A 20,361-nucleotide genomic window follows, 5' to 3' on the forward strand; every position below is an offset into this window, starting at 1 on the left:
GCGACGCTCGCGCCTGACGGAGGAAGCGCCGGAGAGGCTAGGCTCGACACGTGAAAATAGCGCGATTCAGCCATGACGGTGCCATCAACTTCGGGATCCTCGATGAGAGCGACCTCGTCGTGCTCGCCGCGGATCCGATGTTCGGCGGATTCGAGACCACCGGTGAGCGGGTGCCGCTGGCGGATGCCGTGCTCCTCGCGCCGGTCATTCCACGCTCCAAGGTGGTGTGCGTCGGCAAGAACTACGCCGACCACGTCAAGGAGATGGGCGGTAACGAACCCCCGGCCGAACCGCTGCTGTTCCTCAAGCCGAACACCTCGGTGATCGGCCCGAACGACCGCATCGTTCTGCCGTCGCTGTCCGACCGGATCGAGCACGAGGGCGAACTCGCCGTCGTCATCGGCGCCGTCGCGAGGAACGTGCGCGCCGAGGATGCCGAGAGCGTGATCTTCGGATACACCATCGGCAACGATGTGACCGCCCGCGACCTTCAGAAGAAGGACGGGCAGTGGACCCGCGCGAAGGGTTTCGACACCTTCTGCCCGCTCGGCCCGGTCATCGACACCGAGTTCTCCTTCGACGGCGCAACGATCGAGACCCGCGTCAACGGCGACATCCGCCAGCAGGCTCCGCTCTCTGACATGATCCACTCCGTCGCCGACATCATCGCCTACGCCTCAGCGGTGTTCACGCTGCTCCCCGGCGACGTCATCCTGACCGGTACCCCAGCAGGGGTCGGGCCTCTCGTGTCCGGCGACACCGTCGAGGTCGCCGTCTCGGGCCTGGGCGTCCTGCGCAACACCGCCGCCTGACCCCTCATGAGCGCCGCGATCGGTCAGGCAGAGCTCGCCGCACTGCAGCGGCGGTCGGTCTGGCTGCTCTCGGCCGGGCAAGTGCTCGGCGGGTTCGCTGTCGGGGCCACGCTCTCCCTCGGCGCCCTCCTCGCCGCTGACATCTCCGGCTCGGATGCCTGGTCGGGCATGGCCGCGACGATGTCGACGTTGGGGGCGGCGATCGCGGCCATCCCGCTCGCCCGGATCGCCGTCCGCCATGGGCGGCGGGTTGCGCTGGGCGGCGGGGCTCTGGTCTCGGCGCTCGGCGCTTCGCTCACCATCGTCGCGGCGACCGTCCGCAGCTTCCCTCTCCTCCTCCTCGCGCTCGCCCTGCTCGGCACCGGCGTGGCGGTCGGCCTGCAGGCCCGGTTCGCCGCCACCGACCTGGCGAGCGACCGCACCCGCGGCCGCGATCTGTCGATCGTCGTGTGGGCGACCACCATTGGCGCTGTGATCGGTCCCAACCTGCTCGAACCGGGGGATGCTGTCGGCCGGGTCCTGGGTCTGGTGCCACTCACCGGCCCGTTCCTGTTCGGCATCGCGGCGCAGGTGTTGGCCGCCCTGGTCTATCTCTTCGCTCTTCGCCCCGACCCGCTGCTGACCGCGCGGGCGCTCGGCGCGACGTCGGATGCCGGCTCGCGGCCGGAGCAGACCGCGGCCGTCTCTCGCGCGCGGGAGCGCTTCGCCATCACCGCCGTTGCGCTCAGTCACGCCACGATGGTGGCCGTGATGTCGATGACGCCGGTGCACCTGCTCCACCACGGCGCCAGCCTCACCATCATCGGGCTGACCATCAGCCTGCACGTGGCCGGGATGTTCGCCCTGTCGCCGGTGTTCGGCATCCTGGCGGACCGGCTGGGGCGACTCCCGGTGATCCTGCTCGGACAGTCCCTGTTCGTTGCTGCTCTCGTCACGATCGCGATGGGCGCGGAGTCCGCCCCGGCGGTGAGTGTCGGGCTGGTTCTGCTGGGGCTCGGGTGGAGCGCCTCGACGGTGGCCGGCTCGGCACTGATCACCGAGTCGACGGAACCCATTCGCCGCCCGCGCGTGCAGGGCATCTCCGACACCCTGATGAGCCTCTCCGGCGCTGTCGGGGGAGCGCTGGCCGGTCCGATCCTCGCCTTCGTCGGGTTCGACGGACTGGCCGTGGCCGCCACCGCGCTCGTCGCCGTCGTTGTCGTCGGCACCATCGTCGTGAGCCGCCGGCCCGCCGCCCCGGTGCCCGCCAGCGGCTAGGATTGCGGGTGATGTCAAGCGAAAACTCCCCCCTCTTCTCAACGGCTTCCGGCAGTGACGTCCGCGTCCGATTCTGCCCGTCTCCGACCGGCACGCCCCACGTCGGGCTCATCCGCACCGCCCTGTTCAACTGGGCCTACGCGCGGCACACCGGGGGACGGCTCATCTTCCGGATCGAAGACACGGATGCCGCGAGAGACACCGAGGAGAGCTACGAGCTCATCCTCCACGCCCTGCGCTGGCTGAAGCTCGACTGGGACGAGGGTGAGGGAGTCGGCGGAGACCACGGCCCCTATCGTCAGTCGCAGCGCGCCGACATCTACCGCGACGTCATCAGCAAGCTCACCGCGGCCGGCCACGTCTACGAGAGCTACTCGAACGCCGAAGAGATCGACGCGCGCAACGAGGCCGCCGGCCGCCCCAAACAGTTCGGCTACGACAACTTCGACCGCGACCTCACCGACGAGCAGAGGGCCGCCTTCCGGGCCGAGGGCCGCCTGCCTGCCCTCCGGCTCAAGGTGCCGGACACCGACCTCAGCTTCGACGACCTCGTCCGCGGTGAGATCACCTTCCCGGCCGGGTCGTTCACCGACTTCGTCGTCGTTCGCCCCAACGGGCATCCGCTCTACCCGTTCGTGAACCCCGTCGACGACGCCCTGATGGGCATCACCCACGTGCTCCGCGGCGAGGACCTGCTGCCGTCGACGCCGCGGCAGATCGCGCTGTACCACGCGCTCATCGACATCGGGCTGACGACGTTCATTCCCCGCTTCGGCCACCTGCCCTACGTCATGGGCGACGGCAACAAGAAGCTGTCGAAGCGCGACCCCGAGTCGAACCTGTTCCACCACCGCGACCGGGGCTTCATCCCCGAAGGCCTCGTCAACTACCTCGCCCTCCTCGGCTGGGGCCTGTCGGCCGACCGCGACGTCTTCTCCCTTACCGAGATGGTCGCCGCGTTCGACGTCGTGAACGTCAACCCGAGCCCCGCCCGGTTCGACCTCAAGAAGGCCGAGTCGATCAACGGCGACCACATCCGCCTGCTCGACGTCGCCGACTTCGCCGAGCGCACCATCCCGTATCTCGTGCGAGACGGCATTTTGACCGAACCGCTCAGCGACCAGCAGCGCACGATTCTCACCGAGGCGGCGCCGCTCGTCCAGGAGCGCATCGGGCTGCTCGGTGAGGCACCGGGCATGCTCGGGTTCCTCTTCACGGATGCCGCGGGCATCGAGTACCAGGACGACGCACTGAAGAGCCTGCCGCAGAACGCGACTGACGTGCTGTCGGCCTCCAGCGAGGCCCTGGCCGAGCTGCCGGACTCCGAGTGGAACGCCGAGGGCCTCCAGGGCGCTCTGGCCGCGACGCTGATCGAGGGGCTCGGACTGAAGCCCCGGATAGCGTACGGCCCGCTGCGCGTCGCTGTCTCCGGTCGTCGCGTCTCGCCGCCGCTGTTCGAATCGATGGAGATCCTCGGCAAGGCCGACACGCTGGCCCGGTTGTCACGGCTCTCGGCGCACCTGTCGGCATGACCAGCCCGTTCGATGTCGACGTCGTCGTGGTCGGCGGGGGACCGGCCGGCCTGTCGGCCGCGCTGAACCTCGTCCGGGCCCGGCAGCGGGTCCTCGTTCTCGACGGCAACCGGCCCCGGAACGCCGCCACGCTGCACTCGCATGGCTTCCTCACCCGCGACGGCGTCTCGCCGTTGGAGCTTCGGCGGTTGGGCCGCGAGGAGGTCGCGTCTTACGCCGACGGCGATGTGCAATTCGCCCTGGTCGACCGGGTGTCGGCCGAAAACGGGGGATTCCGGGTCACAGCCGCCGGCGTGCGTGGCGCGCCGGACCAGGACGTCACGACTCGGCGGGTGCTCGTCGCTGCCGGTCTCCGCGAGGTACTCCCGGCGATCGGCAACCTGCGGGCCTTCTATGGCACCGCGCTGCACAGCTGCTACGAGTGCGACGGCTTCGAGAAAGCCGGGGCGGCGCTTGCCGTCGTGGGGGAGTCGGACGACCTCGCCGAGCGAGCCCTGCACGCGTCCGTCTGGAGCGACGACATCATCGTCTTCACCAACGGCGTCGGGACCGTCTCTGACGGCGACGAGCGGATGCTGGCGACCCACGGCATCCGGGTAGAACGTCGCGTCGTCACCGAGTTCGTGGGCGAACGCGCAGAACTGACCGGGCTGACGCTCTCCGACGGCGAGGTCATCGCCCGCACCGCCGGGTTCGTGCGGCCGCGCTGGGAGACGACGCTGGGCTATCTCGACGGGCTGGGCGCGGATACTGACGAGAACGGCCTGCTCATCGTGGATGCGGACCACCGGACGTCCGTGCCCGGTCTATATGCCGCAGGCGACATCACTCCTCCCGGCCCGGAGCAGCTCATCGTTGCTGCGGGAACGGGTGCCCAGGCGTCGGCGACGATCGTGCGCGACACGGTGGCGGCACGCACCCGCTCAATTTGAGAGTGGGCCGGGGTTAGGCTACAGTTGACACTCGGCCGAGGCAATGCTTTTGGCCATTGGGGTATGGTGTAATTGGCAACACGGATGATTCTGGTTCATTTGTTCTTGGTTCGAGTCCAGGTACCCCAGCAGTAACAGGCGCAGGATTCCGCGGCGAAATCAGACATCGCCCATCCTTCCTCACAGGTCCAAAACGGCCTCTGTGACCAAAAACGACACCAAAAACCCTATGTGGGCTTTTAATGGTGTCAGGCAGTCCCGGTTGAGACGGAGTTGTCCCGGCCGAGTACGGGTTCGATGGTGCACCTGTTGGGTATGGACCTGACGTTGCAGACCGCCCCGCAATTCCTCACACAGCACGAAGTTGCGGAGCTGCTCCGGCTGCCCGAGCGCACGTTGGAGGACTGGCGCCTGACCCACGCCGGTCCGCCGTATCTCAAGCTTGGCCGGCACGTGCGGTACGACGTGCAAGACGTGCTCACCTGGGTGCAGGAGCACCGGCATGGCTAGGCCGCAGATCCGCGCCGGTGAGCTGGGCAGCGTCGTCGTGGGAGTCCTCCCGAGCGGCCGGTACCGAGCCCGAGCATCCTTCCGTGACGACAGCGGGGCGTTGCATCGTCTTGCGACGACCGACGACACTGAGGACGCTGCCCGCGCCGACCTTCTCCGGCAGGCGAAGGCGCTCAGCACCGGCGGGTCGGCGGCGCTTTCGCCGTCGAGCACGATCGCCGACGTGGTCGAGCTGTGGCTGTCACAAATCCTCACCCGCGCGAACACCGGCGGCCTCTCGTACTCGACGTACGAGTCGTACGAGACGACTGCGCGGGTGATCATCGTCCCGCGATGCGGGGGAGTCCGGCTCGACCAGTTGACTGTCGGTCGCTGTGACCGCATCCTGCAGAAGATCCTGGACGAAGAGACTATTTCGAAGGCGCGGCGTGCCCGCGCGGTGCTGAGTCTCGTCTGTGGGTACGCCGTACGGGACGACGCGCTGGATCGAAACCCGGTGCGTGACGTTCAGCGGCTTCCGACGGCGCCCAGAAAGGAGTCCGCGCTCAGCACGGCGCAAATCGTCGGCATCAGGGAGCTGATGGAGCAGTGGAGAGTCACGCGCGATGACGGCCCGCGGCCCAACTACCGTGCCCTGCTCGACGGTATGGAGATCATGCTGGGAACCTCGGTGCGGATCGGAGAATGCCTCGGCCTACGCCGGTGCGATGTGGACATGACCACTCTGCCGCCTACCCTCGTCGTCAACGGCACAATCGTCAGCAACAAGACCCAAGGGACGCATCGAAAGCATTCCCCGAAGCGTGCTCGACAACGACGGAACATCGCGCTTCCCTCGATGGCCGCAGCGGCCGTGCGCCGCCGCCTGGCACTGGCCGAGCCCGACCCAGAAGCGTTCCTGTTCCCGACAAAAACCGGTCTCACAATGAGCGTCAGCAACTATGAGCGCTTACTCCGTGCATTCATTAACGATGAGCGCGCGGAACTCGTCGCGCTCGGCGTCGATGTCACCGAGTACACGACACACATCTACCGGCGCACGGCCGCGACGCTGATCGAGCGGGCAGCCGGGATCACGCTGGCGTCCAGACTTCTCGGCCATGCGAGCGAGCAAATTACGCGTAACAGCTATGTGGTCACAGCGGACCAAGTTGACCCGGTGACGGCTGAGATTCTCGACGACGTGCTTGGTAGTTGAGCCAAGGATCTCGCATAAGGAACGTCTTGCGGGACATCGGAAACGGTCGGAGAGCGGATGGTTGAAAGAACGCGGCAAGCGAGCAGCGGCGATGGTTCTCTGGCTACGCGCCCAGGGGCGGCCGCTAGTTCTTCTTCAATTCGACAGTCGCAGACTTGCCTTGGATGCTCACCGTGAAGCTGATGACGCCTTCCTTGTAAGTGAAGTCTTTCGTGTCGTCTGTCGACGCCATGACCGCCGTGTTGGTCGCCGCAGCGTCACGTTGCGAGGTCCACGTGTGAGCTTCGGTCGCGTCGGCCGGGGCCTCGAACGTGCCCACCCAGTAGACGGCAGTGATGTCTTCGCTCCCCAGCTCCCAGTCGACGCTGATGACGTCGTCGGTGATCGCAGCCGTCATGAAGTCGGTCTCGCTCTGCGAGTTGCTCTGCTTCCAGCTGCCCGCCAAGTCGGGAGCCTTGGGCGCTTCCTCGACGGGCTTGGCTTCATCGGCGGCGGCGGCTGGCGAAGTGCGAGCAGGCGCGGCGCCCGTCCCACCGCAACCGGTCAGGGCGAGAGCGGCGACGAGGACGAAAGTCGCGATGAACTTCTTCATGTGAACTATCGTGGCAGCTTTCTGAGTCACTACTCGACGCCTCAGTCAGCGTCTTTCCTGGATTACTCAGACGGTGGATTGCGGTCGGTACTCGGGGAACCGCGCATAGTGCGATACACGTCAATCGCTGCTGCTCGAGCTACTTCATCCGTCCGGCGTTGCCTCCACCGGTAGAGCGCGACGGAGAGCCACGCCACGAGGGCGACGGCGATGAACGGGGCAAGGACAGTCAGGATAATCCACCAACGCATGACGCCACCATACCGACTGACTGCACCGCTCGGAGCCACGCGGTGTGGACGCCTTCAACCATGCGCCGACTTGTGGAAGCGCAATCATCTTGGTGAGAACGGCCCGCACCGCCAGGCCATACGCTGCAGTCGCAACCGAGCATGATTGTCAACAGCGACGCTTGTGCCCCGAAGTCCGGAGCGCACTACAGAGGTGCGGGCCTCCAGGCTCGTAACGGTGTTGATGCGACCCTCCTTCTGGGCCTCGGGACGAGGAATGGCAGTTGCCGTGTCAGAGTCGGAGTCGACGACCGAACAATGAGTCAATGCAGGAGCATGTGGGGGAGACTCCGACGCGCCCACCGAGGAACCGGAAACTTCTTGCCGGTATCACGGCGGGTGGAGTCCGCAGCTGAGTCCCCGGAACCAGGTCCGACGGGAACTCGAGACGCTGTGACGCAGAAGCTGTATGACGATCTTTTCGATAAAGTTGTTGCGGTTGAAGATGACGGGACCACGCTCATTGTTTCGACGAAACCGGATACCGACGATGCCCCGGGTATGACCTCGCGCGCACTTGATTGCGTTTACGAAGAGCTCGACGTTCCCAAACATGTCTCGGAACTCATCGGCAGCACCCGGGCGCTTGATGGTCGACAAACAGGCGAGTGGGACAAGTACTCCGAGTCGTGGGGGTATCACCCGGAGAGTGGCATGAATCTCATCATTGCGCCGAGCTAGGTGCACCGAGCCACAAGTTCACGACAATTGGCTGGTGGGTATTGTTCGACGCCGATGTGGACCATTAACGGGCACACGCGATCGGACGATCTCGATACTCCTCGTTCAGTGCGAGTTCGCCAGCCACGTCCGTACGTCCATAGTTTCAGGGTGGATCTCGTAGGTCGGGCCTATGTCAAGCTCCACGGGGTTGACCCGCAGCCACCGCCACATGTTCAGCACATCGTCCCCGACGAACTTCCGGAATAGGAACAGTGGTATGGGGAAGCGGGGCGGATTCTTGCCCGTGACGTCACGATAGATCGCCCTGCACTCCGCCAGAGACTTGACGTCTGCGGCGAGCCGCAAGTCCATTCCGATGAACCTTTCCGGATCGGCGAATGCCTTGGCCGCGATCGCCCCGAGGTCGCGCACACTGAGCCAAGGAATCCGGCAGTCCAGGCCGGCGAGCTTCGGCATGGTGTACCACGTGGAGCTCTGCGGGTAGAAAGACGGATCGACCATGAGTTCCATGAACGCCATCGGACGCAAGACCGTCAGCGGCAGCCCCAGCCCTTTCATCTGGCGCGCGACCTCGATTTTGGCGTCCCACTGCTCGATGCCCGTCGTTTCCTCTCCCGGCCCCGCCGATCCGTAGACCACGTGTCGGACCCCGGCTCGCGCGGCCGCCCGGGCGGCATTCGTGCCTTGGCGAATCTCGATCTCGATCGAGCCAGAACGCGGCTCCTGCATGCTGAATACGCCATGCGCCCCGGCGAAGGCAGAGTCGAGAGACTTCGGGTCCTCTAGATCGGCCCCGAAGACGTCAACTCCCCGCTCCTTGAGTATCACGGCCTTCTTGCTGCCGGGCTTTCGAATGATGGCCCGTACGTGCCATCCGTCCACCAGCAGGCGCCGGACGACTTGGCCGCCCTGACGGCCCGTGGCGCCGAGGACGGCGATCGTCCGCCCTGTGCTCGGACTCATGCCGCTTGTCATCCCTCTATCACCTCAGGGGTTGCCCGGGCCAATCTGCTGCGTTGATTATAGGGCGGCCGCGTGCCAGGTCGAAAGGTGTCTGCCTTACGGACCCCCTACGAGACGTCACGCTCAAACGTGCCCGAGCGCTGAGTCCGGGGCGATCGGCTTGCTATACCCCCGGGGGTATCATATACTCGTAGTTACGATACCCCCCGGGGTATGCAAATCGATGGGAGAAACGAACCTTATGTGCCGAGCCGTAACCTGCAAGACCTGTGGAAAGACGACGTGGGCGGGCTGCGGCCAGCATGTTGATGAGGTGATGCGCGGGGTACCGCGGACCGACCGTTGCCAGGGTCATGACCGCGAGCCGAGCACCGGCGGGTTCCTCTCTCGCCTGTTCTCACGCTGACCAACCCGACTCCGGATAGGAACTGAATGAAGACCATCATCATCGGTGGCGTCGCCGGCGGGATGTCGGCGGCCACGCGGCTCCGTCGCCTCGACGAGGCGGCAGAGATCGTCGTCTTCGAACGCGGTCCGTACGTTTCCTTCGCGAACTGTGGCCTGCCTTACTACGTCGGCGGGATTATCGAGGATCGAGACAGCCTCCTGCTTCAAACTCCCGAGTCGCTTGCCGCCCGGTTCCGCCTCGATGTGCGTGTCAACCACGAGGTGGTCCGGATTGATCGAGAGGCGAAGACCGTGCAGGTGACCAACGTTCTCGATGGCGCGACCGCCACCGAAAGCTACGACGTCCTGATCGTCGCCGCCGGTGCGACCACAGGGTCTGCGCTTCCCGGGCACGGCGTTCCGGTGCGCACCCTTCGCACGGTCGACGACGTAGACGCGATCTCTTCCGTGCTGGAAGGACTTGGGACCGATGCCCGGGCGGTCGTCGTCGGAGCGGGATTCATCGGGCTCGAGGCCGTTGAGAACCTCGTCTCCCGTGGCGTGCAGGTCACGCTTGTGCAGCGCGGCCCGCAGCCTCTTTCTCCTCTCGACCCCGAGATGGCGATCCCCGTTCTCGAAATCCTTCTCGATCATGGCGTCGACGTGCGCGTCAACAGCACGGTCACCGACGCCAGCGCAGGCCAGGTGCACCTCGACGACGGATCCATCATCGAGACCGACCTCATCATTGAAGCTCGAGGCGTTCGCCCAGACACGCATCTCGCGCTCACCGCCGGCCTCGCCGTCGGAGAAACGGGCGGCATCGCCGTCGACGAATACCAGCGCACCAGTGATCCTTCGATCTATGCGGTCGGTGATGCTGTCGAGAAGACGGATGCCATCGACGCTGCTGCGACGCTCGTCACAATGGCGGGACTCGCCAACCGGCATGGGAGAACCGCCGCGGACGCCATCGTGGGGATCGCGGAACCGAGCGTTCCGGCCCTGGGAACCGCGATCGTCGGTCTCTTTGGGCTCACCATCGCCATGGTCGGATGGAGCGAGACCCGTCTGGCCGCTTCCGGTCGTCCACACCGAGTGGTGCACACGCATCCGTCCTCTCACGCGGGCTACTACCCAGGAGCTGAGCAGATGTCCATGAAGCTGCTCATCGACTCGGAAACGGATGCCATCCTCGGCGCCCAGATCGTCGGTCGGACGGGTGTGGACAAACGCATCGACGTCATTGCCACCGCCATGACCGGACACCTGACCGCGTCCCAGCTGTCGCGACTCGAGCTGGCGTACGCCCCGCAGTACGGCTCAGCAAAGGATGCCGTCAACATGGCCGGCTACGTTGCCGACAACGTCGCAACGGGAACAACGCGAAGCATTCAATGGCATGAGCTCGACAAGGCCATCGACGCTGGTGCCACTCTCGTCGACGTTCGCTCGGTCGATGAGTTCGCTCACGGCGCGATCCCCGGCGCGATCAACGTGCCCCTCGACGAAATCCGCGCCCGTACCTCCGAACTGCCGCACACACCGCTGGTCGTTCACTGCCAGGTCGGGCAACGCGGTCACACCGCAGCGCGACTGCTCACCCAACTGGGCCGCGACGTGCGTAACCTCGACGGTGGATACAGGACCTGGCTCGCCGGGACCTCCGCGACCGACCGAAACGCCCCCATCCCCGTTCTCACCAACATCTAAGGAGCACACATGCCAACACCAACCGAAGCCCCGATCGAACCCGCAGTGGATAGCCAGAAAAGAATCCTCAACCGCCTGCGTCGCGCCCAGGGCCAGCTCGCGTCGGTGATCACCGCCGTCGAATCCGGTGCCGAATGTCGCGACGTGGTCACCCAGCTGGCCGCCGTCTCGAAGGCACTCGATCGCGCCGGCTTCACCATCGTCTCCTCGGCAATGAAGGACTGCATCGGCTCCCCGGCGGACACAACCAACCAGCTCACCGTCGACGAGCTGGAGAAACTCTTCCTCACCCTCGCGTGAGCGCTTGCTTGAAACCGAACGGCACCTCTCTGAAAGGAAAACCATGGCCACCGTCGACCTGACAACCAGCTCGTTCAACTCCGCCGTCGAAGACAGCGACATCCTCTTCGTCGACTTCTGGGCCGCCTGGTGCGGACCCTGTCGGGCATTCGCACCGACCTACGAGGCCGCATCCGAAGCGCACACCGACATCGTCTTCGGCAAGGTCGACACCGAAGCTGAGCGGGCCCTGTCCGCAGCCGCCGGAATCACGTCGATCCCGACCCTCATGGTCTTCCGAGACCAGATCCTCGTGTTCTCCCAACCGGGCGCGCTCGCACCCCCCCAGCTCGACCAAGTCATCGCCGCGGTGAAAGGCCTCGACATGGACGACGTTCGCAAGTCAATCGCAGAGAGTGACGCTCCCTCGAAGTGAGGCAGTCATGTGCGTGACGGACCTTGATCGCTACATTCCGCGCGGAGCGGTCCTTGACGTGGACCGGGGAAATATCAAGCAGATCGCGCATTTCGAGCATGGTTCGCACGCGGCGGCTCTGGGAGAAGGGCTGAAGCGAAACCACCAATCAGCGCTGAGCCAGCAGTATGGTCGAGTGCATGAGTGCGTCCACGCACGGGAGGCAGGTCACCCCTCTTCTTCCCATTCTCGGGGTCGCCGTGATCATCGCGGCCTTCGCGATCTTCCTACCGCTGACCGTCTGGGGCGGGCTCTCTGCGCTTGGGCAATGTCCGAACATCTGGACCAACAGCATGCTCAGCGAGGACCTACCCGCGATCTGCCGTCTTGGCGGAACTAACGCGTGGTTGTTTCCGGGCGCACCTCTCCTCACGCTAGCCATCGTCGGCCTGATGGGGCTGTGCATGATTGTGCTCGCTCGGAGCAAAAGATGGCTCCTCGTCGCGCTGGTGGCGCTGCTCGCTCTTGCCCCGCTGCCGTACGACAGGTTCTTCTACCTGGGAGGCCAGTTGTAGCCGGCTGTGGAACGGCAAGCGCATCTACGGCACGGGAACGCTGGCCGGTTCGGAGAACGTCGTCGCAAATTCGTTGAGGCTGGCAATACCGGAATTCACGAAGATGAACGCCAGTGCGAGTTGCGTCAGGACACCCAGAATGCTGAACACTGTCCCCCAAGTGGCGATAGCCATACCTGAACGGTTCCCGTTCCGGATGTCTGCGAACGAGAACACGGACAACCAAAACCCGACGAACGGCACAAAGAACGCGGTGATGAACCCACCGACTGCAAGTCCGCTGACAACTCCTTCACCGCCGGCTGTTCGGATACTCGGCTGATCGAAGTTCATCGGCATGGGAAGTCGCGTCTGGGTAGTCATGGGGTCCATTCATGTGCGGTGAAAGAGTCGACGCTGCTCCGGCGGCGCGACGGCTTTCTCGGAGTATGGCAGCGTCGAGCGATCAATCGGCTCTTCACCGTGCCCCCACTTCTTGGGCGTTGCAGGAGCGCTGAGCGGCCAGGCTTGTGCCTGAAAAACTTCATATGAGAACGGCTTCACGGGAACCCTCAACGGCAACGGTACGACGGCGAGCCGACAAGCGACTCGTTATGCGATGAAGAGTGGATCTCTACCCTGGACGCTGAGGGAGCATTGGCTGTCGCATACCCGTTCGGGAAGGCCGCTGCCCGGCCTCCTCCCTGTATAGGATGTGTGCAACTCAGGGGGAGATCAGTGCGGTTCATCGAGGGGGTGGCGCTCGGCGCTGTGGCGCTGTTCCTCAGCGGCTGTACGGTGACGGCGGTTCCCGGACGGACGGTGACTGTTACAGCGACCGCATCGCCTGAAGTCCGAGGCCCCGAATCACGAATCGACGCGCTCGACGCTTACGCGCTCTGCGCAGCGCGAATCTATAGCCCCCCAATGGATGGGAGCTACTCCACTATCTTCACCCCTTTCGCCGACGCGACCTTCGAACGCACCGATTCCTTCGGCTGGTATGTGTTGTTCAAACGAACCGACACGTCGCCGGTGGCTGCGGACTACCCCGGGCTGGGGACCGAATCGTGGGGGCGCTGCGCACTCGAGGGAACGATTGAGGATGTCACCTGGATCGCCGGCGGATATTGCTCGGGCTCGAGACCTGTCGACGACCTCTCTGACCTCAGCGCGATCGAGCCGTTCAACGCCTCATACCCGCAGCCTCCGGTCTGCCCGACAGGGAATTGAAAAGCATGGCGCCACGTCGATCGATCGTTGCCGTGCTTGCTGCGACGCTCATTCTGGCGGGTTGCACCGCCGAGGTGCCGGGCCCCAGCGCCACGGTGACCGCGACGGCAACGCCGTCCGTTGCGCCACGCGCTCCGTCCGACCCCATCGAGAATTTCGACGCGCTCGCTCTGTGCGCGGCACGGACCATTTCGAGAAGCCCGTTCGGTGACTTGCCGATGGTGCGGACTCTGGACCTCGACCAGGTGGAGCACCGTCCGGATGGGATGTGGTGGGTCGTCATCCCTGAACACGATCCCAATCCGATCCCCGCTGACGACATGTATCCCGATGGCGACTCGTGGTCGTCCTGTCTGCTCGGCGGCACTATCGGGAACGTCGAATGGGAAGAATTCGGTGGAACGGCGGAAGAGCCCCGCAGCCCGCAGCCTTGATGAGCAGGGCGCTCAGAGCTTGGCGGCCATCGCACGCAGCACGGCACTTTCGCATTCCGCGTTCGAATGGCTGGGCAAGGGCAACCACCCAACCATCAGGCTCCGGCGACTGCTGCGGTAACTGCGACCAGCACGGCGGCGTCAACGATGCTCTCGCTTGGCGCACCGCAGCTCGCGTAGCCCGACGGTCGCCGGGCAAGCCTATGGAACCGCCCCTCCGCCCAGGCTCGCTAGGGGTGGGCTTGCGCGGATCGGTTGTGAATCGCGACGACCACGACTGGAGGCAGGAGAGGCAAACTCATCAACAAAGCTGCGGCTCCTCCCCAGATTGGAACGAAGAAGATAGCGCCGATCCCGACAAGAAGAACTGCCGCGAGGATCAGAAGAATGCTTGCCGGTGGTCGTCGATACCCGCGACTGTTGGTCCACAGAGGGATCTCTCGCGTGCCTGCGGCTCGGGTCTCCAGAATTCCCGAACGGGTAGAGGCAGCCAGCCCGGCGGCAACGAAGAGTACGCCCAACACAACGGCCAAGAGAATCTCCGATCGAAGTCGCGGGGCGGCGCTGACGTTGCCCCGACTGTACGGGAACCGTCTACTCGATGGCCAGGGGTCGCACAAAGCGGGCCATCCCTCGACGGCCCCCTACCCGGACCCTGAGCGGGAACTGAATCACGACGGGTTGCGCGCGATGGGCACCGGCTGGTCATCACAAGTTCGATAGCAGCTTCTTTTTTCCTTCATCGAATTCGCTTTGATCAACGATCCCTTGGTCTAGGAGTTCCTTGAGTTTGCGAATCTCATCGGCGACAGAGATGTTTCCGCGACCAAGATCGTTGCCCCCCGGTGACTTCGAACGTACGATCCGTCCTCGAAGTTCGTTCAAACGCGGCAAGGCCTGCTTGTACTCGGACGGGCTCAGGGGCAGGGTGTTGGAGAGAGTGTATGGGTCGTCGCTATTCGCGTTTCGGCTCTGAGTCGTTCCTCTCCAGAAGTCCTTGTTTGCGGTGCCTTGGTAGCTCGGCGTCAAGATCTCCAACACCCCGGACATGAGTTGACCGTTGTATTCGATCGCCGTGATGTCGGGGTATGCGAACATCGTTGTCCGCCCTCGCCCGAGGGACCCAGCCATAAAAGACACCACAACGCCGGTCTTCACTATCACCAGGTAATTGCCAAAAGCGGCTAGAGCGCCGGCTCCGACCGATGTCAGGAACAGCCATGGCGACTCATCGGGTGCCATCTCCCTGACGACCCCAAGAGCCGCTGCTGAAGGTTTCGCCCCGACAAAGTTGGTGCCGTCCCAGAAGTGTTCGTCGGCGTGTAGCGCGGCGGTCTGGACTTTGTCCCGTTCGCGTTCTGCATCCGAGCGTACGATACGGACCTTTGCCGACATCTTCTCGCGGAAGAGTTCGAAGAGGCGCTGATTGGGGTCTCGAGTTGCCGCGTGGATGTTGTCAATGGCCGCACGTGAAGTCACCATCACGGAGGTAGTGGTGCCCAGGGGATGCAGAGCTACCGACAACTCTCCCCAGAGGGTCCCAAATAAAGGCTTCCACTCCCCGTTGACCTTTTGGCGAGCGGCATCGGCGGTAACGCGTTTGAATCCTGCTTCCACAAGCGCGGTCTCCACGTGAGGGAATACCTCTGTAACTGGGCTATCAACGCGAAAGGCTGCTTGCGCTTCTTTGGTTTTTGGCATCGTCCCTGTTCCTTTTCACGCTGGGACCCAGTGGACCTAGCTCAATTCCAGAACCGGGTTTTGTCAAAAGGAGAAAATTCGCACTCCCTTGCTATCTGGAACCTATCGGGTGGAGTCATCCCCGGCACACACCCCACTCTGGGTGTCCTCACTCGACCCTCCAGGGGCATCATGCCGAGGTGACCGAGAGTTCGAACGAAGCTCAGACCTCAACGTCACTCAGAAACGATAGGTCACGAAGACGTCTACGCTTCTCGAGTCTCGGAGAAGCGACGCTCAACGGGACGCCCGACCACGTTGAGAAGCGCTCGCCAGCAGGGGTCTGGGCACCAGAGCGGTTATGGGCTCAGTTCGACGGCAGCCTTACCTTCAAGGCTGTTCCGCAACTCCACACGGGTCCACCTCAGCGGCGCCGCAGCAAAAATTGGTTCGAGGGTTGCCCACATCTCAACGTGGTCGTAGCCGATGAAGTAGATGTCGTACGACTGCTCACCGACTTCGTTTCCATCAATCCAGCCCAGGTTGGCCGCTGCGAGAGCTTCATCTGCGCCAGTTCTGTCTCGAGAAGAACGTCTAAGACGTCGAGCGACGCATCCCACGATTCATGGTCGTAATGGACAACAACCCAATCGTCCGCCTGAACCTCCGAATCCGGCCCGTCGAGGGCCGCGTCACCGCCCGTCGACCCAGCGCATCCGACAAGGCCTGGGAGAAGTCCACCGAGCAGCGCAGCAAGGAGCACTTTCCGCTTCACTGCTGCTCACTGAAGGTTGTGTAGTGGCAGACGACACAAACGCTTCGACTTCGGAGCACTTGTGCCGTTGGATGCATTGCCCAATCGTATTTGTGGTTCGTCGGCAGGGAACAAACTGCCCCTAACTGGGTGCAAGGGAAACGCTAAGCGGGAATTCTCGTCGTCGCCTACGCGTCGATCGGCGGACGATCGGCCGCCGCGCGCCCGCGGGTTCGGCTCTCGGAAGCGCGCCACCCAGACCATGCGATCACGCCCGCGGTGACGAGGAACAAGGCAGCGCCGAGCAGCTCTGTGACATAGGTGACGGGGATGAGCAACAGGAAGGCGACGGCCAGCGCCGGACCCGTCCACCGCGGCAGCCCCCCGTCACGCCACATTGCCACAGCAAACAGCACCGGGCCCAGAATCCAGAACAGCCCGCGGGTAGCCGTCCATGCCAGTCCAACTGGACTCGTGAAATTCGCTTCCACAACGGCTATCGCCCCAGCCTCGCCCTGCGTGACCAGGGTGGCGATCGCAGGGCCGCTGACGGCGAAGAACATGCTCAGCGCGAGGAAGAACGCGCCCGCTGCAAGGCTGACGACAAACGCGACGAGCGGAATGACGCTCTCGGACCGCGAAGCCAGCAAACGGTAGAGACCGAAAAAGCCGTACAGCAGCAACACATCGCCCACCACGAGGACGATCCAAGCCACCTGAAGCCCGGCCGAGAACTCCGCTCGACAGCACGAGCCCGGATCTGCAAGGTCGCCCGGCCCGCGTGGAAAAAGGGCGATCGACCACAGCAATGCGGAGAGAAAGAGCGAAAGGAGCCCGAGTCGCACCTCGCGCCGTGTCTGGACGTCCATTCTTTCACCCCTAAAGCGCACGGAATTATGCCCCGTAAACTACCGGCAGTCGCTTTTCAGGTCGAGCCCCCAGCGTCGACTCATGACTGGCCTCGGGATCGACACTGCGGTGGGGTTCGCAAGTGCCTCCGCCTCTAGCAGCTATCCAGGGACGGCGTTCGTGTCGTCACTCCCTGACCTTCGTCGTCACTCCCTGACCTCGTACGGGACGATCGGCTACCGGCGAGCAGCGATCAGGCGCGCTACGCTGGTCGGTCGGCACATCGGCACCGCCGTGAGTGTTTCGTAGCTGCCCCCCCGACCTGCGATGCTGAGCAGATGGGATGGAAAGAGTTCGCGGCGTCCGTTATCGGAGACGTCTTGTCGTGGCCAATTGTCGTGCTGGTTGTCGTTCTTCTACTACTGAAGCCGATTCGCAGGCTGATCGGGCGGGTAAAGGCAGCAATGGGATTTGGAGGAGAACTCGAGTTCAGTGAACTCCTCGAAGTTGCGGAGGAGAACGTTGACGAAGTTCTTGAGTCAGAGCCGATTGTGGATCACTCGGAGCCCGCCACGGACGAGCCGAAGGACTCCGTACCAGGTGCGGGATGGAATTCATCAGAAGACCAAGATGGTCCTGACCCGGACCCGCACAAGCCTGATCCGACACGTGACCCCTCGGGGGCAATCATCATGTCATGGCAAACGCTGATGAAGTCGCTGGAAGATTTCGGTCGTCTCAAGGCCGGCCGAGGACGCCCTACACGTAACCCAAGGTTGATTATTGAGCAACTGCGACGTAGTCAAGCCGTTAGCGAGGCCTTCTACGAGTCGGCAATCAGCCTTCTGGAATTAAGAAACCAAGTCGCACATGGAGAAGCGGTCCCCACGAAGGGCGCAGCGCGCACCTACGTGGTGCGCGCCCACCAGCTAGAGATGGTGGTGCGAGGAATGATTGGTGTGGAGATGATGGATCTTGACGTTCCAGCGGAGTCCGATCTGCGCCGTTAGCGCAACGCCTGTCTTGATGGAGGTCACGCTGGGTCGCTGACGCCCATGCGGGGATGCGTTCTATTCACGCAGCTGCGGCTCGCCATTCCGCACACATCCTTGCCCAGGAAGCCACCACGTCGCCCAGCGAAGCCGAAGCCATGGTGCGAAGCTGACCCCATTGTGAACTGAATGAGCTGGTGCTCCTCATCGGCCTGAGCAGCAGGACCGCCCGGATCTACGGCGAGGAATGCCCGGAAGGATCGTCGTCTGCGATGATTCTGCCCTCCGGGCGACACGCAGCCCCCTCTCCGCGCTGTCGCGTCCTTCTTTTGGGACACCTCCGCCCATTGCCGTTCGTCTCGAATGGTTAGTCCGGCCGATGACGGCCGCATACCAGCCGAAAACAGTGAAATTGCGCTAGATTTCGCTTGACCGCGAGTAAACGCTCGGGTATCGTGAACCACAACATCTTGTGGAACTACAGCGATGTAACTACTACAAGTAGTGTTACGAAAGGAAACATCTTGAGTCCCTAAACGGCGTGCCGGACCGGGTGCCGGACGGCAGCCACCGATCTCAAAGGAGAGACCGATGACTATAAGCAATAGCGGGAAGCCGCCCGGAAGGTCCCCCGTCTCGATGCGTCACGCTCGAGGATGGATCGTCGCGACTGCTGCAATGGTCGCCTTCGTATACACATCTCGAACGGCCATCATTCTTTACTTGGTCGTTGCGGGCAGTAACGTGACTGTCCCGGAAGACACCTCGCTTCCGTGGCTGGTTGCGTTACTGGGCCTAGCCGTGGTAGTCGCGAGTCGTCGGGTGTCGGGGTTTGTTTTCAAGCTCGGACAGAACATCGCTGTCAAGCTACACATCGCTAAGCGTTAGATCCGGTGGCTGCTAAGCAGAAAGCAGCCCCTTCTTCCCGGGGGCCTGCTATCTTCCAACAGAGCCAGATTCTTGCCTTCGCCGTTAGCGGACCCTCAGCGGGGCGAACAGCGACGCCGTCGCAGGCACATACCCAAGTCGTGGTTGCTCTTCCCATACTCCATTGGTTGCACTATGTTGCAGTTATGGCAGACACGGAGATGAGAGAGCCGACCTTCTGGGTGCTGACGGCCCTGGCGTTCGAGCGACGTCATGGATATGCGCTCATCAGTGAAACGCAGGCACTCTCGCAAGGTCGAGTGAACCTGAAGGCAACTACGCTCTACGCCGCATTGGACCGGCTCGAACGGGAGGGCCTCATCGCGGCCGACGGCGACGAGCGAGTAGATGGTCGGCTTCGGCGATACTTCCGGCTAACCGATCTCGGCGCCGACCGCCTCCAGCAGGAGGTCTCCCGAATGGAATTGAGCGCAAGGCAAGCGCGGGAACGACTTCGGCTCCGGCCCGGTCTGACAAGAGGAGCGATGGCATGAGACCAGAAGACATAAACCTTCCGCCGTCCTACTCAACGCCAATACCGAGCCCGTCCGAAGCCGGTCGCAACAGCAGCAGTGCACGTGACTCAGCAGCGCCTTGGGAAGGTTCCGCGCAGACTGCGCCCGGTCACAACACCGACCTGGGCCAGCTCGGCCGGGCGTATGAGCAGCTGATGCGCTGGTATCCAGCGGAATGGCGCGAACGCAACAGCGAAGCTGTCATCGGCGTCCTGCTCGATCAAGCCGAGGAACGAAACTTCACGCGACCGAGCCTTGCCGATCGAGCGAGCATCATCGTCGGTGGGGTGCGGGAACGACTGCTCACGCCGGGACGACGAAATGGTCGATCGGTATCCATCTTGGGTCTGGGAACAGCGTTCACGGCGCTGTATTTGTCCTACGTTGCCTGGGCGCCCAACGCGAATATCGCCGGCGCGATCTGGCCGTTCTCGAATGCGCTGGTCGTCCCCGCACTCCTGATGGGATCCGCGTTCGCCACATCGATGACCCCGTGGACCCGGGTCTCACGCTTCCTCGCGCTGTCCAGCGGCCTCTCAGCGATCGCAGTCGGCGTCCTTGGTGCCTTGTTCAGGTGGCAAGGACCCAGCTGGTACACGGTGGCGCTGTTCGCCGGCTTCGCTGTTCTCGGAGCTCTGCCCAGCCGACGCATCCTGACGCAGTTCTTGGCAATGCTAGGGCTCGCCGGCATTGCGATCGGCGGAGTCCTCGCACCAGGCGCTTTCGTACTACTCGTCGACCTGGGCCCGGTTGCCTGGGTGACAAGCGCCCTCTTGATCACGGTCCTCGGGCTGACGATTGCCCACGTGCGCCGCAAGCGCCTTTCCCTTCGGACCTGAGTCCCGGCGCTTAGGCGTGG

The 20,361-nt window shown here is 63.7% G+C and carries 24 protein-coding genes and 1 tRNA gene; 19 read left to right on the forward strand and 6 right to left on the reverse strand.

The genetic code is table 11. The annotated features are described in order from the left end of the window. Window positions 1–50 precede the first annotated feature (50 nt). The 7 genes from ABIE24_RS07665 (at window position 51) to ABIE24_RS07695 (ending at window position 6,241) form a co-directional block, all read left to right on the forward strand. Window positions 51–812 (forward strand): fumarylacetoacetate hydrolase family protein, encoded by a 762-nt coding sequence (locus tag ABIE24_RS07665; RefSeq protein WP_354498377.1) that lies wholly within the window; start codon window positions 51–53, stop codon window positions 810–812. 6 nt (window positions 813–818) lie between these two features. Further along, entirely contained in the window at window positions 819–2,069 is a 1,251-nt protein-coding gene (locus ABIE24_RS07670) for an MFS transporter (protein ID WP_354498379.1), read from the forward strand. Window positions 2,070–2,080: 11 nt separating this feature from the next. Next, complete coding sequence (gene gltX, locus ABIE24_RS07675) at window positions 2,081–3,601, forward strand: glutamate--tRNA ligase (RefSeq protein WP_354498381.1); 1,521 nt, start codon at window positions 2,081–2,083, stop codon at window positions 3,599–3,601. Beyond that, on the forward strand, window positions 3,598–4,533 hold the full coding sequence (locus ABIE24_RS07680) for an NAD(P)/FAD-dependent oxidoreductase (RefSeq protein ID WP_354498383.1): 936 nt from the start codon (window positions 3,598–3,600) through the stop codon (window positions 4,531–4,533). Before gltX ends, ABIE24_RS07680 begins: the two co-directional genes overlap by 4 nt. A 57-nt stretch (window positions 4,534–4,590) precedes the next feature. After that, window positions 4,591–4,662 (forward strand) — tRNA-Gln (locus tag ABIE24_RS07685). Window positions 4,663–4,848: 186 nt separating this feature from the next. Beyond that, window positions 4,849–5,043 (forward strand): helix-turn-helix transcriptional regulator, encoded by a 195-nt coding sequence (locus tag ABIE24_RS07690; RefSeq protein ID WP_354498385.1) that lies wholly within the window; start codon window positions 4,849–4,851, stop codon window positions 5,041–5,043. After that, complete coding sequence (locus tag ABIE24_RS07695; protein ID WP_354498387.1) at window positions 5,036–6,241, forward strand: tyrosine-type recombinase/integrase; 1,206 nt, start codon at window positions 5,036–5,038, stop codon at window positions 6,239–6,241. The genes ABIE24_RS07690 and ABIE24_RS07695 overlap by 8 nt, the downstream gene beginning before the upstream one ends. 124 nt (window positions 6,242–6,365) lie before the next feature. On the opposite strand, the gene ABIE24_RS07700 is transcribed toward ABIE24_RS07695, so the two are convergent. Further along, window positions 6,366–6,833: a hypothetical protein gene (locus tag ABIE24_RS07700; protein WP_354498389.1), complete on the reverse strand. Its 468-nt coding sequence runs from the start codon at window positions 6,831–6,833 to the stop codon at window positions 6,366–6,368. 62 nt (window positions 6,834–6,895) lie between these two features. After that, window positions 6,896–7,084 carry a hypothetical protein gene (locus tag ABIE24_RS07705; RefSeq protein WP_354498391.1) on the reverse strand — a complete coding sequence of 63 codons (189 nt, stop codon included), beginning with the start codon at window positions 7,082–7,084 and terminating at the stop codon, window positions 6,896–6,898. Window positions 7,085–7,516: 432 nt separating this feature from the next. Between ABIE24_RS07705 and ABIE24_RS07710 the strand changes: the two genes are divergently transcribed. Continuing rightward, window positions 7,517–7,804: a hypothetical protein gene (locus ABIE24_RS07710; protein ID WP_354498393.1), complete on the forward strand. Its 288-nt coding sequence runs from the start codon at window positions 7,517–7,519 to the stop codon at window positions 7,802–7,804. 105 nt (window positions 7,805–7,909) lie between these two features. Here ABIE24_RS07710 and ABIE24_RS07715 read toward each other — a convergent pair whose 3' ends face one another. Next, a complete protein-coding gene (locus ABIE24_RS07715; protein ID WP_354498395.1) occupies window positions 7,910–8,770 on the reverse strand; it encodes an NmrA/HSCARG family protein in 861 nt (286 codons plus the stop codon). Between the two features lie 241 nt (window positions 8,771–9,011). On the opposite strand from ABIE24_RS07715, the gene ABIE24_RS17665 reads away from it, so the two are divergent. From ABIE24_RS17665 to ABIE24_RS07735, 5 genes are all read left to right on the forward strand, one after another. Further along, window positions 9,012–9,176, forward strand: coding sequence for a DUF8730 family Cys-rich protein (locus ABIE24_RS17665; protein WP_502916261.1), 165 nt, complete (start codon window positions 9,012–9,014; stop codon window positions 9,174–9,176). A gap of 26 nt (window positions 9,177–9,202) precedes the next feature. Continuing rightward, entirely contained in the window at window positions 9,203–10,870 is a 1,668-nt protein-coding gene (locus tag ABIE24_RS07720) for an FAD-dependent oxidoreductase (protein WP_354498397.1), read from the forward strand. Between the two features lie 9 nt (window positions 10,871–10,879). Next, window positions 10,880–11,170 (forward strand): metal-sensitive transcriptional regulator, encoded by a 291-nt coding sequence (locus ABIE24_RS07725; RefSeq protein ID WP_354498399.1) that lies wholly within the window; start codon window positions 10,880–10,882, stop codon window positions 11,168–11,170. Window positions 11,171–11,213: 43 nt separating this feature from the next. Then, window positions 11,214–11,585, forward strand: a complete 372-nt coding sequence (locus ABIE24_RS07730) for a thioredoxin family protein (protein ID WP_354498401.1) — start codon at window positions 11,214–11,216, stop codon at window positions 11,583–11,585. Window positions 11,586–11,764: 179 nt separating this feature from the next. Further along, complete coding sequence (locus tag ABIE24_RS07735) at window positions 11,765–12,139, forward strand: hypothetical protein (RefSeq protein ID WP_354498403.1); 375 nt, start codon at window positions 11,765–11,767, stop codon at window positions 12,137–12,139. A gap of 24 nt (window positions 12,140–12,163) precedes the next feature. On the opposite strand, the gene ABIE24_RS07740 is transcribed toward ABIE24_RS07735, so the two are convergent. Beyond that, window positions 12,164–12,502: a hypothetical protein gene (locus ABIE24_RS07740; protein ID WP_354498405.1), complete on the reverse strand. Its 339-nt coding sequence runs from the start codon at window positions 12,500–12,502 to the stop codon at window positions 12,164–12,166. A 543-nt stretch (window positions 12,503–13,045) separates the two neighbouring features. Here ABIE24_RS07740 and ABIE24_RS07745 point away from each other — a divergent pair. Both ABIE24_RS07745 and ABIE24_RS07750 read left to right on the forward strand, forming a co-directional pair. Further along, a complete protein-coding gene (locus ABIE24_RS07745) occupies window positions 13,046–13,351 on the forward strand; it encodes a hypothetical protein (protein ID WP_354498406.1) in 306 nt (101 codons plus the stop codon). A gap of 5 nt (window positions 13,352–13,356) precedes the next feature. Further along, window positions 13,357–13,785, forward strand: coding sequence for a hypothetical protein (locus tag ABIE24_RS07750; protein WP_354498408.1), 429 nt, complete (start codon window positions 13,357–13,359; stop codon window positions 13,783–13,785). Between the two features lie 708 nt (window positions 13,786–14,493). Here the strand turns inward: ABIE24_RS07750 and ABIE24_RS07755 are convergent. Next, entirely contained in the window at window positions 14,494–15,486 is a 993-nt protein-coding gene (locus ABIE24_RS07755) for an SHOCT domain-containing protein (protein WP_354498410.1), read from the reverse strand. Between the two features lie 613 nt (window positions 15,487–16,099). Here ABIE24_RS07755 and ABIE24_RS07760 point away from each other — a divergent pair. After that, window positions 16,100–16,264 (forward strand): hypothetical protein, encoded by a 165-nt coding sequence (locus ABIE24_RS07760; RefSeq protein ID WP_354498412.1) that lies wholly within the window; start codon window positions 16,100–16,102, stop codon window positions 16,262–16,264. Window positions 16,265–16,407: 143 nt separating this feature from the next. On the opposite strand, the gene ABIE24_RS07765 is transcribed toward ABIE24_RS07760, so the two are convergent. Beyond that, window positions 16,408–17,088: a hypothetical protein gene (locus ABIE24_RS07765; RefSeq protein WP_354498413.1), complete on the reverse strand. Its 681-nt coding sequence runs from the start codon at window positions 17,086–17,088 to the stop codon at window positions 16,408–16,410. A 318-nt stretch (window positions 17,089–17,406) separates the two neighbouring features. Between ABIE24_RS07765 and ABIE24_RS07770 the strand changes: the two genes are divergently transcribed. The 3 genes from ABIE24_RS07770 to ABIE24_RS07780 all read left to right on the forward strand — a co-directional run bounded on the left by ABIE24_RS07770 (window position 17,407) and on the right by ABIE24_RS07780 (window position 20,341). Continuing rightward, on the forward strand, window positions 17,407–18,078 hold the full coding sequence (locus ABIE24_RS07770) for a hypothetical protein (RefSeq protein WP_354498415.1): 672 nt from the start codon (window positions 17,407–17,409) through the stop codon (window positions 18,076–18,078). Between the two features lie 1,055 nt (window positions 18,079–19,133). After that, window positions 19,134–19,481 (forward strand): PadR family transcriptional regulator, encoded by a 348-nt coding sequence (locus tag ABIE24_RS07775; protein WP_354498417.1) that lies wholly within the window; start codon window positions 19,134–19,136, stop codon window positions 19,479–19,481. Between the two features lie 176 nt (window positions 19,482–19,657). Beyond that, the gene (locus ABIE24_RS07780) at window positions 19,658–20,341 is read left to right on the forward strand and encodes a hypothetical protein (RefSeq protein ID WP_354498419.1); all 684 of its coding nucleotides are present in this window, start codon (window positions 19,658–19,660) and stop codon (window positions 20,339–20,341) included. Window positions 20,342–20,361: the final 20 nt, after the last annotated feature.

It is taken from the genome of Mycetocola sp. 2940, from assembly GCF_040548835.1.
In the GTDB taxonomy this organism is placed as follows: Bacteria; Actinomycetota; Actinomycetes; order Actinomycetales; family Microbacteriaceae; genus Mycetocola_A.